This is a genomic window from Streptomyces sp. NPDC090108, assembly GCF_044747185.1.
In the GTDB taxonomy this organism is placed as follows: Bacteria; Actinomycetota; Actinomycetes; order Streptomycetales; family Streptomycetaceae; genus Streptomyces.
This window is the reverse complement of the sequence record NZ_JBIVDQ010000007.1, coordinates 257,235-272,193: the sequence shown is the minus strand read 5'-3', so window position 1 is coordinate 272,193 and position 14,959 is coordinate 257,235. Positions and strand designations below refer to the sequence as shown.

Sequence of the window (14,959 nt, the reverse complement as noted above, 5' to 3'; positions counted from 1 at the left end):
TTGACCCTTGGCCCATGGATACGCGCCGGACGTCGTGAGTGTTCAGCGCTGCGCCGAGTCGAGCGCGGACTGCAGCGAGGCCCGGTAACCGGCGCTGGTGTACGAGGCTCCCGACACGGCGTCGATCGAGGCGCTCTGCGCGGCCAGCGCTTCCCGCCGCAGCTGGGGAAGGGCGTAACGGCTGATCGCACGGTCCCGCGGGTTCTCCTGCGGGGAGTCGACCGCGGTCACGTCGGTGAGCCTGCCGCCGGCCAGGGTGACCCGGACCCGGACGGGGCCCCAGCGGGTGTCGACCCGGTCGCCGGTGACGGTCCTGGTGCCCGCGGCCGCAGGCGCTCCACCGGAGGCACCCGTACCGGCGGAGGACGTGGACGAGGGCGCGCCCAGTGCCGCCGCCGGGGTGCCGTGCGGCTTCAGCGCCAGCAGCAGCACCGCCCCGGAGACGGTGGCGACCGTGGTCAGCACGACGCGGCGCAGGGGGCGGTTCTTGTTCAGTGCGTGCACGGCGGCCTCACAGTTCTCGGGGCTCTCAAGGAGTGCGGAGCCCGCGGGGGACGCGGAGCTCACGGTGGGGGTCAGAGTGCGAACGACTCGTGGTGGATACGGCGGTCCGGCACCCCGGCCGAGCGCAGCGCCGCGTACAGCTCCTGGGCGAAGCCGTGCGGTCCGCACAGGTACACGTCGTACCCGGCGATCCCGGGGAAGGCGGCGCGAAGCCAGGCGGGGTCGATGCGCGGACGCTCCCCGCGCGGCCCGTTGAGCGCGTACAGCACCTGGCTCCCGCGCCGGCCCGCTATCTCCTCCAGCTCCGCGCTCAGGGCCAGGTCCTGTGCCGTGCGGGCACGGTAGATCAGGGAGACGTCCCCGGGCAGCGTCTCGAACAGGGCGCGCAGCGGGGTGATGCCGACACCGGCCGCGATCAGCAGGGACCGGTGCGCGGTGGCCCGGTCGGCGGTGAGGGAGCCGTACGGGCCCTCCGCCCACACCCGGGTGCCCGGCCGCAGCCCCGCCACGGCCGCGCTGTGGTCGCCGAGCGCCTTGACCGTGACGCGCAGCAGGTCCGGGCGCGGCGGCGCGGAGAGCGAGTACGGGTTCGACGTCCAGCTCATGCCGGGCCGCAGGAACCGCCAGCGGAAGAACTGGCCGGAGCGCGCCCCCAGTTCGTCCAGCCGACGCCCGCGCACGAGGACCGAGTACACGTCCGGCGCCTCCTGGCGCACCGACTCCACGCGCATCCGGTGGCGCAGGTTGAGCCGGACCGGGGTGAGGATCCGGAACCACAGCACCAGGGCCGCGACGCCCAGGTACAGGGCGTACCAGAGCCGGGTGGCGACAGGACTGCCGGTGAACTCCTCACCGAGCCCGATCTGGTGGCCGAAGGCGAGGAAGACCGCGGCGTAGGTGAGGAGGTGCACGTAGTACCAGAACTCGTGGGTGACCCGGCGGCGCACGGCCCGCGCCGAGAGGAACCCCACCGCCAGCAGGACCGCCGTGCCGGCCAGGGCCTTGAGCATGTCGGGCAGGTGCACGACCGCCAGGGCCTCGCCGACGAGGGGAGTGCCGTCCTCGGCGGAGTACCCGGCCAGGATCAGTACGACGTGTGCCACCAGCAGGGACACCGTGTACCGGCCGGCCATGGCGTGCCAGCGGGCCACCCGGTCCGAACCGATCCGCACCTCCAGCAGCGGGACCCGCGCCATCAGTCCCACGAGGACCGCGCAGGAGTACCCGCACAGCAGCCCGGCGATGCGCCCCGCGCCGGTCAGCCAGCCCGCGGCGCCGGTCACGGACCCCGCGCCCGTCCACCACAGGGCCAGCACGGCCGCCGCGCCCGCCCACAACAAGGCCAGCACCGGAGCCGCCGGGGAACGGCGGCTCCGGGCGGGCCGGGGCGGGGCGGCGCGTCCCGCTTCCACGGTGGTCATCGGTGGTCCCTTCGTTCGTCGGCCTGCCCGGTGCGGGCCGCGGCCGGGGTCCAGGGGGTGTCTCCCCGGTCGTCGCGGGCCCACGAAGAAGGGGGAGACGCTCCCTGGCGGGGCCGACTCTGCCGGGCGAAGCTCTGAGGAACCTCTGAGCGGCCGTCCCCCGGAGCCGACTCAGAGGAAACTCACAGCTCCGCGGGCCGCGTACCGGCTTCGGCACGAGCGATGCTGGATGACGCGATGAACACGACCCGCTCCGGCCGCCCCGCCCTCACCCGCCCCGACGGCACACTGCTGCGCGTCCTCGTCGTCGACGACGACCCCGATCTCGCCGAAGTGCTGACGGGCGCCCTGCGGTACGAGGGCTGGGAGGTGCGCGCGGCGGGCGACGGCGCCTCGGCGGTCGCCGCGGCGCGGGATTTCCTGCCCGACGCCGTCGTGCTCGACGTGATGCTTCCCGACACCGACGGCTTCGCCGTGCTGCCCCGTCTGCACGAGGTGAAGCCCGACGTCTGTGTGCTCTTCCTCACCGCCCGCGACGCGGTCGAGGACCGGATAGCCGGCATCACCGCCGGCGGCGACGACTACGTGACCAAGCCGTTCAGCCTGGAGGAGGTCGTCGCCCGGCTGCGCGGGCTGCTGCGCCGCGCCGGCATGGCACGCATGCCGGAGGAGGGACCGCGCCTGGCGGTCGGCGACCTGGTCATGGACGAGGACGCCCGCGAGGTGACCCGGGGCGGCGAGCTGATCGAGCTCTCGCCGACCGAGTTCGAACTGCTCCGCTTCCTCATGCGCAACCCCCGCCGGGTGCTCAGCAAGGCGCAGATCCTGGACCGCGTGTGGTCCTACGACTTCGGCGGCCGGGCCCACGTGGTCGAGCTGTACATCTCCTACCTGCGCAAGAAGGTGGACGCGGGCCGCGAACCCATGATCCACACCGTGCGGGGAGCGGGCTATGTGCTGAAGCCGGTGACGCCGCGATGAGGCGCCCGTCGTGGCGGAGACGCCCCGCACGGCGCCCGGGGCGTCCGTTCCGGCCCCGGACGCTGCGTGCCCGGCTCACCTTCGGACTGGTGCTGCTGCTCGCGGTGAGCTGCGCGGCCGTCGGGGTCGCGGCGGTCGTCGAACTGAACGGCTTCCTCACCCGGCGCGTCGACGAACAGCTCGCCCAGGTCGGCGACCGGTTCCCGGAGAGCCTGGAGCACCACGGCCTGCTGCCCGACGACCACGACGGCGACGAGTACGGCGACACCCGCCGCCAGGCCCCCGGCACGTTCGGCGCCCGCCTGCTGCACGGCACGGTCACCAACACGGGCCTGATCCGCTCCGGGGACCCCGCCGCGGACCTGGACGTCGACCTGACGGCCACGGACCGGCGGCGGCTGGCGCGGGTGCCGGCCGACAGCAGCCCGCACACCGTCGGATTCTCCGCCCTCGGCGGCTACCGGGTCGTCGCGTCCCCGGGACGGGACGGGGACGTCCTGGTCGTCGGACTGCCCCTGGAACCGGTGCGGGCCGCCGTGCACCGGCTGGAACTGGTCGCCGCGGGCGTGTTCGGCCTGGCCCTCGTCGTCGCCGGGGTCACCGGCGCGCTCTGGGTCCGCTGGTCGCTGCGCCCGCTGGGCCGGGTGACGGCCACCGCCACCCGGGTCAGCGAACTTCCCCTGGCCAGCGGCGAGGTCGCCCTGCCGGCCCGTGTGCCCGAGGCGGACCCGCACAGCGAGGTCGGCCGGGTGGCCGGAGCCTTCGACCGCATGCTGGGCCACGTCGAGGACGCCCTGACCGAGCGCCACGCCGTCGAGGAACGGCTGCGCCGCTTCGCCGCCGACGCCAGCCACGAGCTGCGCACCCCCGTCGCCTCGGTCCGCGGCCACGCCGAACTGGCCCTGCTGCACCCCGGGCCCGTGCCCCCGGAGGTGACCCGCGCCCTGGAGCGCATCGCCGCCGAGTCCTCGCGCATGGGCGGGATGGTCGACGACCTGCTGCTCCTCGCCCGCCTCGACGCGGGCCGCCCGCTGGAGCGCCGCCCGGTCGACCTCACCCGCCTGGTGCTGGACGCCGTAGCCGACGCGCGCGCCGCGGGCCCCGGTCACCACTGGGCGCTGGACCTGCCCGAGGACCCGGTGACCGTGACGGGCGACTCCCACCGCCTGCACCAGGTACTGGCCAACCTGCTGGCCAACGCCCGTCTCCACACGCCGGGCGGCACGACGGTGACGGTGACCCTGGACCCCGGGGAGGTTCCGGCACGGCCCGGGGACTGCCCGGACCGTCCCGCGGTCCGCCTGTCGGTCCACGACGACGGCCCCGGCGTTCCGCCCGAGGTCCGGCCGCACGTCTTCGAACGCTTCACCCGCGCGGAACACCGCCGGAAGTCCGGCGCCCCGGGCGGCGGCGCCGGACTCGGCCTGTCGATCGTGGCGGCGGTGGTGGAGGCGCACGCCGGGAGCGTCGCGCTGGAGAGCGGTCCGGGATCGACGTCGTTCACGGTCCTGCTGCCCGCGCGGGGTGCCGGTACCGGGTGATCGCCTGTGCTGTCCGCGCGGGGCGTCGGAAGCGGGTGATCGCCTGTGCTGTCCGCGCGGGGCGTCAGTAGCAGGTGATCGCCTGTGCTGCCGCGTGGGGTGTCAGTAGCGGGTGATCGCCGTCGTCCCGTCCGTCGTCCCGATCGCCATGTGCGGCCCGGCGGCCGGGTCCGCCCACGCCAGGATCCGGAGCATCGCGTCCTCCGGCACCGACACGCACCCCGCCGTCGCCGCCTTCCCGTTGACGTGCAGGAAGATGCCGGCGCCGCGCCCGTGCACCGGCTTGTCGTAGTTGAAGCCGACGACGAGGCCGTACGCGTACTGGCCCGTGTAGGTGATCAGGTGCTCGGACTCCGCGGCCCGGCAGTCGGCCGGAAGGGGGTCCACCCAGCGGTTGTACGACGTGGAGGAGTTGTCCTCGCACCACCAGGAGTTCTCGCCCACCGGGCGGTACGGGACGCGGGTGCCGGCCGGCTGCGGCGCGATGCCGAAGGCGAAGGGGAGGTCGTACAGCCCGGTCGGTGTCGTGCTCGTGCCCTGGGTCCTGGTCGTTCCCTCGACCAGGCCGTTCGACCCGAAGCGGGCCGGCGCCGTCCCGGCCGCCGTCCACGTGCCGTCGCGCAGGTCCCACCAGGTGACCGTCCCGGACGTGGAGCCGGTGGTGGGGGCCTCGGCGGTGATCAGCTGAGTGCCCCCGCCGGTGTCCGCCATCCGCGCGGGCAGCGGCGCCGCCCCGGGATCGGGCGCGAGACCCAGGGGGTGTCTCCCCGATTTTCGTGGGTCCGCGACGCCCGGCACGGCACCTCGGCGCACGGCCGGATCACCCGCGTACGCCCAGTACGAGGGCGATCCGGCCGCACGCCGAGGCGCCGCACCGGACGCCGCGGCCTGATCCACGAAGATCGAAGAGACACCCCCTGGGGCACAGAGCGAGGCGGACAGGAGGGCGACGACGACACCGGTGCGCATGGCTCAGACGGTAGAGGGCGGCAGCGGCAACGGCAGCCCGGGTAGGCCGTCCAGGCTGTTCGCGACGTGCTCCTTCTTCTCGAAGTAGGCGTTCAGGGAGGCGTCGTCCTCGCGCGCGAAGCGCCTGCCGTGCAGGTCACGGTCCTCCTCGTAGGCCATGTGGGGGACGGCGTACCCGCAGGTGTCACGGATCAGCAGGGCGTGCACGACGACGACGGCGCGCAGCCCGTGCCGACCCGGGTCGATGCCGGGGAAACGGGCGAGCAGCTCCTTGAAGCGCGGGTCGTCGCGGAAGACCGGCTCGCCCCGCCCGTGCACCCGCACGATGTTCGGCGGGCCCTGGAAGGCGCACCACATCAGGGTGATCCGTCCGTTCTCCCGCAGATGGGCGATCGTCTCCGCGTTGGAGCCCGCGAAGTCCAGGTAGGCGACGGTGAGTTCGTCGAGCACGGCGAACGAGCCGCGCAGACCCTTGGGGGAGAGGTTGACCGTGCCGTCGCCGGCGAGGGGGGCGGTGGCCGTGAAGAAGACGGGCTGCTCCTCGATGAACGCCCGGAGCCTGCCGTCGATGCGTTCGTAGGTCTTTCCCATGCCCGCAGATTCTCGGCCCCCGCCGCCCGCCTGTCCATGACCGCGATCCGGCCGGAGCCGTGGGCCGAGGGGGCCGGAAGTGGCTGCCCCGGCGTGTCGCGACCTGCATGGATTGACGAATCATGCGTTGCTCTGCATACTCATGCATATCAGCGAATGCACGTGAGGAGAAAAACCGTGACCGAGCGCGTCGTACTCGCCTATTCAGGCGGTCTGGACACCTCCGTCGCCATCGGCTGGATCGCCGAGGAGACGGGCGCCGAGGTCATCGCCGTTGCGGTCGACGTCGGCCAGGGCGGCGAGGACCTGGACGTCATCCGCAAGCGCGCCCTCGCGTGCGGTGCGGTCGAGGCCGAGGTCGCCGATGCCAAGGACGAGTTCGCCGACGAGTACTGCCTCCCGGCGATCAAGGCGAACGCCCTGTACATGGACCGCTACCCGCTGGTCTCCGCCCTCTCCCGGCCGACGATCGTCAAGCACCTCGTCGCCGCCGCCGAGAAGCACGGCGCCACCACCGTCGCCCACGGCTGCACCGGCAAGGGCAACGACCAGGTCCGCTTCGAGGCCGGCATCGTCGCCCTCGCCCCCGACCTGAAGTGCATCGCCCCGGTCCGCGACTACGCGATGACCCGGGACAAGGCGATCGCCTTCTGCGAGGCGAAGAACCTGCCGATCGCGACCACCAAGAAGTCCCCCTACTCCATCGACCAGAACGTCTTCGGGCGCGCGGTCGAGACGGGCTTCCTGGAGGACATCTGGAACGCCCCGATCGAGGACATCTACGAGTACACCGCGAACCCCGCGCTCCCGCGCGAGGCCGACGAGGTGGTCATCACCTTCAAGCACGGTGTCCCGGTCGCCATCGACGGCAAGGCCGTCAGCGTCCTGCAGGCGATCCAGCAGCTCAACGAGCGCGCCGGCGCCCAGGGCATCGGCCGGATCGACATGGTCGAGGACCGCCTCGTCGGCATCAAGTCCCGTGAGGTGTACGAGGCTCCGGGCGCGATCGCCCTGATCACCGCCCACCAGGAGCTGGAGAACGTCACCGTCGAGCGCGAACTGGCCCGCTACAAGCGGCAGGTCGAGCAGCGCTGGGGCGAACTGGTCTACGACGGCCAGTGGTTCTCCCCGCTCAAGCGCGCCCTGGACGGCTTCATCGAGGAGGCCAACCAGCACGTCAACGGCGACGTCCGGATGACCCTGCACGGCGGCCGCGCCGTCGTCACCGGCCGGCGCTCCGAGACCTCCCTGTACGACTTCAACCTCGCCACCTACGACACCGGCGACAGCTTCGACCAGGCCGCGGCCAAGGGCTTCATCGACATCTACAGCCTGTCGTCGAAGATCGCCGCCAAGCGGGACCTGGCCTGATCCGCGCCGGGTACCCCGCCCGGGTCATCCCCCCGGCGACAGCCTGACAGCCGCCTCCCCGCCTGCAAGGGTGGGGAGGCGGCCGCACACGGCCATGAGTGCCCACAGCCATCTTCCGAGGAGCAACGCAGTGAGCAGCAACAGCGGTGACGTACGGCTCTGGGGCGGCCGTTTCGCCGACGGTCCCGCCGAGGCCCTGGCGAAGCTGTCCGCGTCCGTCCACTTCGACTGGCGGCTCGCCCCCTACGACATCGCCGGCTCCCGCGCCCACGCGCGCGTGCTGCACACGGCGGGCCTGCTCACCGAGGACGAGCTGACCCGCATGCTGGCCGGGCTCGACCGGCTCGAAGCCGACGTGGCGGACGGCTCCTTCACCGGCACCATCGCCGACGAGGACGTGCACACCGCGCTGGAGCGCGGCCTGCTGGAGCGCCTCGGCCCCGACCTCGGCGGCAAGCTCCGCGCCGGCCGCTCGCGCAACGACCAGGTGGCCACCCTCTTCCGGATGTACCTGCGGGACCACGCCCGGATCATCGGTGGCCTGATCGCCGGACTCCAGGACGCGTTCGTCGGCCTCGCCGAGGCCCACCCGGACGTGGCCATGCCCGGCCGCACCCACCTCCAGCACGCTCAGCCGGTGCTCTTCGCCCACCATGTGCTGGCCCATGTGCAGTCCCTGTCCCGGGACGCCGAGCGGCTGCGCCAGTGGGACGAGCGGACGGCCGTGTCGCCGTACGGCTCCGGCGCCCTGGCCGGCTCCTCCCTCGGGCTGGACCCGGAGGCGGTCGCCCGCGACCTCGGCTTCGAGCGGGGCAGCGTCGGCAACTCCATCGACGGCACGGCCTCCCGGGACTTCGTCGCCGAGTTCGCGTTCATCACCGCGATGATCGGCGTGAACCTCTCCCGGATCGCCGAGGAGATCATCATCTGGAACACGAAGGAGTTCTCCTTCGTGACCCTGCACGACGCGTTCTCCACCGGCTCCTCGATCATGCCGCAGAAGAAGAACCCCGACATCGCGGAGCTGGCGCGCGGCAAGTCGGGCCGCCTGATCGGCAACCTCACCGGCCTGCTCGCCACGCTCAAGGCGCTGCCCCTCGCCTACAACCGCGACCTCCAGGAGGACAAGGAGCCGGTCTTCGACTCCTGCGACCAGCTGGAGGTGCTGCTCCCGGCCTTCACCGGCATGATCGCCACGCTCACCGTCAACCGCGAGCGCATGGAGGAGCTGGCCCCGGCCGGGTTCTCGCTCGCCACCGACATCGCCGAGTGGCTGGTCCGGCAGGGCGTGCCGTTCCGGGTGGCGCACGAGGTCGCGGGGGAGTGCGTGAAGGCCGCCGAGGCCGAGGGCAAGGAGCTGGACGGCCTCACGGACGAGCAGTTCGCGAAGATCTCCGTCCACCTCACCCCCGAGGTGCGCTCCGTGCTCGACGTCCCCGGCGCGCTCGCCTCCCGCGACGGCCGCGGGGGCACGGCGCCCAGCGCGGTCGCCGTACAGCTCGCCGAGGTCAAGGCGGACCTGGAGGTCCAGCACGCCTGGGCCGACGCGAGCCGGAAGATCTAGCCGCCGCGACGGCCCAGGCCTGGGCCACGGTCGAGGTCACGGTCACGGCCTGGGCCGGGGACACGGCCACGGTCACGGCCTGAGACACGGCCACGGCCACGGTCACGGCCTGAGACACGGTCACCGCCACCGATGACGAGAGGTGCCGCCCGCACGCGTGCGGACGGCACCTCTCGCGCGTCCCGCCGCGCCGGCCCCCTCCGCAGGCCGGGTGGCAACGGCCGTTCACGAAAACCCCGCGGGCCGACCGGACTGCTCCGCGCCGAACGGGTTAGGTTGAGCCGGGAGTCAGCCGACCGAACGGAGTCCGCGATGTCCTTCGCTCGCCTCGCCAGCGCCACCACACCGACCTGCCATCTCGGTCTGGGTCTCGCCGCCGTGGGCCGACCCGGCTACATCAACCTCGGCCGCGAGCGCGACCTCCCGCCGGACCGCAGCGCCGAGGCGATGCGGGAACGCACCCACGAACTCCTGGACGCCGCCTACGCCCAGGGCGTGCGCTACTTCGACGCCGCCCGCTCCTACGGCCGCTCCGAGGAGTTCCTCGCGGACTGGCTGAACGCCCGCCCCGGCATCGAGGACGCGGTCGTCGGCAGCAAGTGGGGCTACACCTACACCGCCGGCTGGACCACGGACGCCGAGCGGCACGAGGTCAAGGACCACGGCCTCGCCACCTACGAGCGGCAGCGCGCCGAGACCGACGCCCTCCTCGGCGACCGGCTCGACCTCTACCAGATCCACTCGGTGACCCCGGACAGCCCCGCCCTCACCGACAAGGAACTGCACGCCAGGCTCGCCGAGGCCGCCGCCGGCGGGCTGACCGTCGGCTTCTCCACCAGCGGCCCCGCCCAGGCGGACGCGATCCGCGCCGCGCTGGAGGTCACCGTCGACGGCGAGCCCCTCTTCCGTACGGTCCAGTCGACCTACAACGCGCTGGAGACCTCGGCCGGCCCGGCCCTCGCCGAGGCCCACGACGCCGGGCTGACCGTCATCGTCAAGGAGAGCATGGCCAACGGCCGGCTCGCCGCCGGGCACGCCCCCGAGGCCCTGCGCGCCGTGGCGGAGGAGACCTCCCTCGGCTGCGACGCGGTCGCCCTCGCCCTGATCCTGCGCCGGCCGTGGGCCGGGGTCGTCCTCTCGGGCGCGGCCACCGTCGGCCAGCTCGGCTCCAATCTGCACGCGGCCGCCGTGGACCTGGACGACGACCAGCTGGCCCGCCTCGACGCCCTGGCGGAGGACCCGCGCGCGTACTGGGAGCACCGCGGACAGCTCCCCTGGCACTGAGAGGCTCCGGGAGCCGCTCTCCGGACCGGCGGGGTCGCGCCGGGCGCCGCGCCGGCAGGGCGCTCCCACGGCCTCGCCATGCCCCGATCGTGAGGCACGCATGCCCACAATGAGACAACAGTGTCTCACTTGGGTTACCCTTGTCTCATGGCCCTGGACCGTGAACACGTGCTGCGCAGCGCCGCCGCCCTGCTGACCCGCAAGTCCACCGCGACCATGGACGAGGTCGCCAGAGCCGCCGGGATCAGCCGTGCCACGCTGCACCGCCACTTCGCCGGCCGCGACGCGCTGGTCCGGGCGCTGGAGGCGCTGGGCATCGCCGAGTGCGAGGCCGCGCTGGACCGCGCCCGGCTGGACGAGGGGCTCGCGAGCGAGGCGGTGCGCAGACTGGTGCGCGAGATCCAGCCCGCGGCCGGACTGCTCGCCTTCCTGTACGGCGAGAACCAGCTGTGGGAGGGCGACCGGCAGAACGCGGGCTGGCCGGCCCTGGACACCCGGATCGGCGCGGTGTTCCAGCGCGGGCAGCGTGACGGCGAACTGCGCATCGACCTCACCCCCGCCTGGCTCACCGAGGCGCTGTACGGGCTGATCGCGTCCTGCGCCTGGGCCACCCTGGACGGCCGCGTGGCCTCCCGGGACTTTCCCACGATGGTCGCCGAGCTGCTGCTCGGCGGCGCCCTGCGGCAAAGAGAGGAATCATGACCAGCACCGTGCGGCATGAGGGTGCCGCATGCCGGGGCGCGACCGGACGCCCGGCGGACCACCTCACCCGGACGCGGGAGCGCCCGGCGGACGGGACGCACCGGACGGACGGGACGCAGGGCCGCCCGGGCCGCTGGCTCGCGCTCGGCGTCCTGGTCCTGGCCGTGCTGCTGGTGGCGGTCGACGCCACCGTGCTCGGGCTGGCTACCCCGTACATCAGCGAAGACCTCCACCCCTCCGGCACCCAGCTGCTGTGGATCGGCGACGTCTACTCCTTCGTCATCGCGGGCCTGCTCGTCTCCATGGGCAGCCTCGGCGACCGGGTGGGACGCAAGCGGATCCTGCTCTGCGGAGCCACGGCGTTCGGCGCGATATCCGTCCTGAACGCCTACGCCGGCTCACCCGCGCTGATGATCCTGGCGCGGGCGCTGCTCGGTGTCGCGGGCGCGACCCTGATGCCCGCCACGCTGGCCCTGATCCGCAACCTCTTCCCCGACGCGCGCGAGCGCAGCCTCGCCGTCGGCATCTGGGGCGCGGCCGCCTCCGCGGGCACCGCCGCGGGCCCCATCACGGGCGGTCTCCTGCTGGAGCACTTCTGGTGGGGGTCGGTCTTCCTGATCAACGTGCCGGTGATGGTGGTCCTCGTCGCCGTCGGCATCCGCACCCTGCCCGAGTCCCGCGACCCCAGCCCCGGCCCCTGGGACCTGGCCAGCGTCGTCCTCTCGCTCGTCGGCACGATCGCTCTGGTCTACGCGGTCAAGGAGGCGGCCACCCACGGTCCCCTCCTGCCCGCGCTCGCCGCCGGCCTGCTCGGCGCCGGGGCCCTGTACGGCTTCGTCCGCCGCCAGCTCACCCTGCCGACCCCGCTGCTGGACATGCGGCTGTTCCGGCGCCGCGGGTTCGGCGGAGCGGTCCTCGCCGACCTGCTGACCGTGCTCGGGATGTCGGGCCTGGTGTTCTTCCTGTCCCAGTACCTGCAACTCGTGCAGGGGCGTCGCCCGTTCGAGGCGGGACTGGCCGAGCTGCCCGCCGCCGTCGGCGCGGTGGTGGCCGGTCTGGCCGCGGGGCGCGCGGCCCGCCGCTACTCGGTGCGCGCGGTGGTCTCGGGCGGTCTCGCCCTGATCGCGGTCGCCCTGGCCGCGCTCACGACGCTGAGCCGGTCGACCGGCTACCCGTTCCTCGGCGCGGCCCTGCTGCTGGTCGGCGTCGGCGCGGGGTTCTCCTTCACGGTCACCGCCGACGTGATCCTCTCCAGCGTCCCCCGGGACCAGGCGGGCGCGGCCTCGGCGGTCTCCGAGACCGCCTACGAACTCGGCGCCGCCCTCGGCATCGCCCTGCTCGGCTCGATCGTCACCGGTGTCTACCGGGGCTTCACCGGACCGGCCGGCACCCCGGAAGCGGCGCACGGGTCACTGGGCGCGGCGGTGGAGGCGTCGCGGCACATGCCCCCGCACGCGGCGGAGGACCTGCTGGACGTGGCCCGGGACTCCTTCGTGCACGGCCTCCACCTGGCCTCGGGGGCCGGAGCGATCGTCCTCCTCGCGACCTCGGTGGCCGCCTGGTTCCTGCTGAGGGGCCACCGGCCCGGCACCACGGGCTGACGTGAACCGCGCGGCAGGAGACGGCCGTACGAAAAAGTGCGGGCGCGCCGTGGGGAGACCACGGCGCACCCGCACCCGCGAGCAGGCGGCGACGCTCAGGCGGCCTTCGCCTTGGTCGCGTACATGTCCACGTACTCCTGGCCCGACAGCCGCATGACCTCGGTCATCACGGAGTCGGTCACGGCGCGCAGCACGTACCGGTCCCGGTCCATGCCGTCGTAGCGGGAGAACTCCATCGGCTCACCGAAGCGCACGGTGACCTTGCCGGGGCGCGGGATGCCCGCGCCGCCCGGCTGCAGCTTGTCCGTGCCGATCATCGCGAACGGCACCACCGGCGCCCCGGTCATCAGCGTCAGCCGCGCGATGCCGGTACGGCCCCGGTACAGCCGGCCGTCGGGGGAGCGGGTGCCCTCGGGGTAGATCCCGAAGATCCGCCCCTCCTCCAGGATCCGGCGCCCGGTCATCAGCGCGGCGACACCGCCGTTCGCCCCGTCCCGGTCCACCGGGATCATGCCGACGCCGGTGAAGAACCACGCCATCATCCGGCCCTTGATGCCCTTGCCGGTGACGTACTCGTCCTTGCCGATGAAGCACACCTGCCGCCGGGTCACCACGGGCAGCACGATCGAGTCGATGAACGTGAGGTGGTTTCCGGCCAGGATGACCGGTCCGTCACCCGGGATGTTCTCCGCGCCCTCCACCTGTGGGCGGAACATCAGACGCATGATCGGTCCGAGCACTGCCTTGATGAGCACGAAGCGGGACAACGGGTCCTCCGGTGTCGAGGCGAGCGATATGAGTCTGTGCAGGTGAGGACATTACTCGCGGCTACGGGGGAAAAGCACATCGAGTACGGCCGGTTCACGGAGGTCTTACTCATTGTTGACGCGGGTTTACCTGCGGTGCCGCTCCGGGGCGGATGATTCACCCGACGGCCGCAATGTGACGGATGTCGCCCGCGGGCCGTGCCGCAGGGCACTCCCCGAGGCCGCCTTCCATGACGACGGACCGTCACCTCCGTCCGTCCCATCGCTCATACGGCGTCACCCGGGTGTTCGCGCCGAGGTCTTCTGCCGGTCATGTCCACGCCCCTACGATCGGCCCGCATCGAAGGCAAGATCCGACGGCAGGAGGGTGCTGATGGACAGCGACCAGGCGGACAGGCAGAACCGGGGCACCGGACGGCGGGCGCTCCTCGGCGCCGCGGTGCTCGGCGCGGGCGGTGCCGTCCTCGGACTGCCGGCCGCCGCCCGGGCGGACGGCCGTACCGCCGCCGCGGGCGCGCGGGGGCTGAGGGGACTGCCGGTGCCGGCCGTCATCGGCCACCGGGGCGCCAGCGGCTACCGCCCCGAGCACACCTTCGGCTCGTACGAACTGGCCCTCGACCTCGGCGCCGACATCGTCGAGGCCGGCGACCTGGTGCCCACCCGGGACGGGCACCTCGTGTGCCGGCACGAGCCGGAGATCGGCGGCACCACGGACGTCGCCTCCCACCCCGAGTTCGCCGCCCGCAGGACCACCAAGACCATCGACGGGGTCCCGACCACCGGCTGGTTCACCGAGGACTTCACGCTGGCCGAGCTGAAGACGCTCCGTGCCGTCGAGCGCATCCCGGCCAACCGCCCGCACAACACCCTCTACAACGGCCGCTGGGAGATCCCCACCTTCGAAGAGGTCCTGAAGTGGCAGGACGAGGAGACCCGCAGGCGCGGCCGGCAGGTCTGGATCTACCCGGAGACCAAACACCCCACCTACTTCCGGGGGCTGGGCCTCGGCCTGGAGGAGCGGGTGGCGAAGCTGCTGCACAAGCACGGCAAGGACGGCCGCAGGTCGCCGGTCATCCTCCAGTCCTTCGAGCCGACCAGCATCCAGCGGCTGAACCGGCTCGTCGACAACCCGCTGGTCGTCCTGCTGTCCACCGCCGACAGCCGCCCCTACGACTTCACCGAGGCCGGCGACCCGCGCACGGTCGCCGACCTGATCACCCCCAAGGGGCTCAGGGAGATCGCCGGCTACGCCCAGGGCATCGGCCCCACCCTGGACCTGGTCATCCCGAAGAACGCCGACGGCACCCTGGGCCGGCCGACCACACTGGTCGCCGACGCGCACAAGGTCGGCCTGATCCTGCACCCCTACACCATGCGCAACGAGAACCCCTTCCTTCCCGCCGAGTACCGCAAGGGCAGCGCGCCCGACGCCTACGGCGACGTCTTCGCCGCCTTCCGGACGTACTTCGCGACCGGCATCGACGGCGTCTTCACCGACAACGCCGACACGGCCCTGCTCGCCCGCGCCGACTTCCTGGCCGGCTGACGGCGGCGGCGCGCTCACCGTCCCCGGCGGTGGCGGCCGCACCCACCGCACCGCCCCGGCGGATCCCCCGCGCGTGCCGCGCCGTCAACAGCGGCGCCGCGGGACCCCCGGTCCGGG

At 73.1% G+C, this 14,959-nt stretch carries 13 protein-coding genes; 8 read left to right on the top strand and 5 right to left on the bottom strand.

Going from position 1 to position 14,959, the window contains the following annotated elements; all coding sequences use genetic code 11:
- Positions 1-42: 42 nt before the first annotated feature.
- Both ACIPRD_RS25235 and ACIPRD_RS25230 read right to left on the bottom strand, forming a co-directional pair.
- The gene (locus ACIPRD_RS25235; RefSeq protein ID WP_401566132.1) at positions 43-504 is read right to left on the bottom strand and encodes an FMN-binding protein; all 462 of its coding nucleotides are present in this window, start codon (positions 502-504) and stop codon (positions 43-45) included.
- 71 nt (positions 505-575) lie between these two features.
- A complete protein-coding gene (locus ACIPRD_RS25230) occupies positions 576-1,925 on the bottom strand; it encodes a ferric reductase-like transmembrane domain-containing protein (protein ID WP_401566129.1) in 1,350 nt (449 codons plus the stop codon).
- A 237-nt stretch (positions 1,926-2,162) separates the two neighbouring features.
- Between ACIPRD_RS25230 and ACIPRD_RS25225 the strand changes: the two genes are divergently transcribed.
- Complete coding sequence (locus ACIPRD_RS25225; RefSeq protein WP_356400265.1) at positions 2,163-2,906, top strand: response regulator transcription factor; 744 nt, start codon at positions 2,163-2,165, stop codon at positions 2,904-2,906.
- Complete coding sequence (locus ACIPRD_RS25220) at positions 2,903-4,447, top strand: sensor histidine kinase (protein ID WP_401566125.1); 1,545 nt, start codon at positions 2,903-2,905, stop codon at positions 4,445-4,447. Before ACIPRD_RS25225 ends, ACIPRD_RS25220 begins: the two co-directional genes overlap by 4 nt.
- A gap of 102 nt (positions 4,448-4,549) precedes the next feature.
- Here ACIPRD_RS25220 and ACIPRD_RS25215 read toward each other — a convergent pair whose 3' ends face one another.
- Both ACIPRD_RS25215 and ACIPRD_RS25210 read right to left on the bottom strand, forming a co-directional pair.
- On the bottom strand, positions 4,550-5,416 hold the full coding sequence (locus ACIPRD_RS25215) for a L,D-transpeptidase family protein (RefSeq protein WP_356400269.1): 867 nt from the start codon (positions 5,414-5,416) through the stop codon (positions 4,550-4,552).
- 3 nt (positions 5,417-5,419) lie between these two features.
- Positions 5,420-6,007, bottom strand: a complete 588-nt coding sequence (locus ACIPRD_RS25210) for a pyridoxamine 5'-phosphate oxidase family protein (RefSeq protein WP_356400271.1) — start codon at positions 6,005-6,007, stop codon at positions 5,420-5,422.
- A 177-nt stretch (positions 6,008-6,184) separates the two neighbouring features.
- On the opposite strand from ACIPRD_RS25210, the gene ACIPRD_RS25205 reads away from it, so the two are divergent.
- The 5 genes from ACIPRD_RS25205 (at position 6,185) to ACIPRD_RS25185 (ending at position 12,529) form a co-directional block, all read left to right on the top strand.
- A complete protein-coding gene (locus ACIPRD_RS25205) occupies positions 6,185-7,378 on the top strand; it encodes an argininosuccinate synthase (protein ID WP_356400273.1) in 1,194 nt (397 codons plus the stop codon).
- Positions 7,379-7,508: 130 nt separating this feature from the next.
- Positions 7,509-8,942 carry an argininosuccinate lyase gene (gene argH / locus ACIPRD_RS25200; protein ID WP_356400275.1) on the top strand — a complete coding sequence of 478 codons (1,434 nt, stop codon included), beginning with the start codon at positions 7,509-7,511 and terminating at the stop codon, positions 8,940-8,942.
- Between the two features lie 312 nt (positions 8,943-9,254).
- Positions 9,255-10,226: an aldo/keto reductase gene (locus tag ACIPRD_RS25195; RefSeq protein WP_401566121.1), complete on the top strand. Its 972-nt coding sequence runs from the start codon at positions 9,255-9,257 to the stop codon at positions 10,224-10,226.
- A 147-nt stretch (positions 10,227-10,373) separates the two neighbouring features.
- Positions 10,374-10,928, top strand: coding sequence for a TetR/AcrR family transcriptional regulator (locus ACIPRD_RS25190; protein ID WP_401566118.1), 555 nt, complete (start codon positions 10,374-10,376; stop codon positions 10,926-10,928).
- Positions 10,925-12,529: an MFS transporter gene (locus tag ACIPRD_RS25185; RefSeq protein ID WP_401566115.1), complete on the top strand. Its 1,605-nt coding sequence runs from the start codon at positions 10,925-10,927 to the stop codon at positions 12,527-12,529. The genes ACIPRD_RS25190 and ACIPRD_RS25185 overlap by 4 nt, the downstream gene beginning before the upstream one ends.
- A gap of 95 nt (positions 12,530-12,624) precedes the next feature.
- Here the strand turns inward: ACIPRD_RS25185 and ACIPRD_RS25180 are convergent, their stop codons facing one another.
- The gene (locus ACIPRD_RS25180) at positions 12,625-13,245 is read right to left on the bottom strand and encodes a lysophospholipid acyltransferase family protein (RefSeq protein WP_356400283.1); all 621 of its coding nucleotides are present in this window, start codon (positions 13,243-13,245) and stop codon (positions 12,625-12,627) included.
- A gap of 424 nt (positions 13,246-13,669) precedes the next feature.
- Between ACIPRD_RS25180 and ACIPRD_RS25175 the strand changes: the two genes are divergently transcribed.
- Entirely contained in the window at positions 13,670-14,842 is a 1,173-nt protein-coding gene (locus tag ACIPRD_RS25175) for a glycerophosphodiester phosphodiesterase (RefSeq protein WP_401566113.1), read from the top strand.
- Positions 14,843-14,959 lie beyond the last annotated feature (117 nt).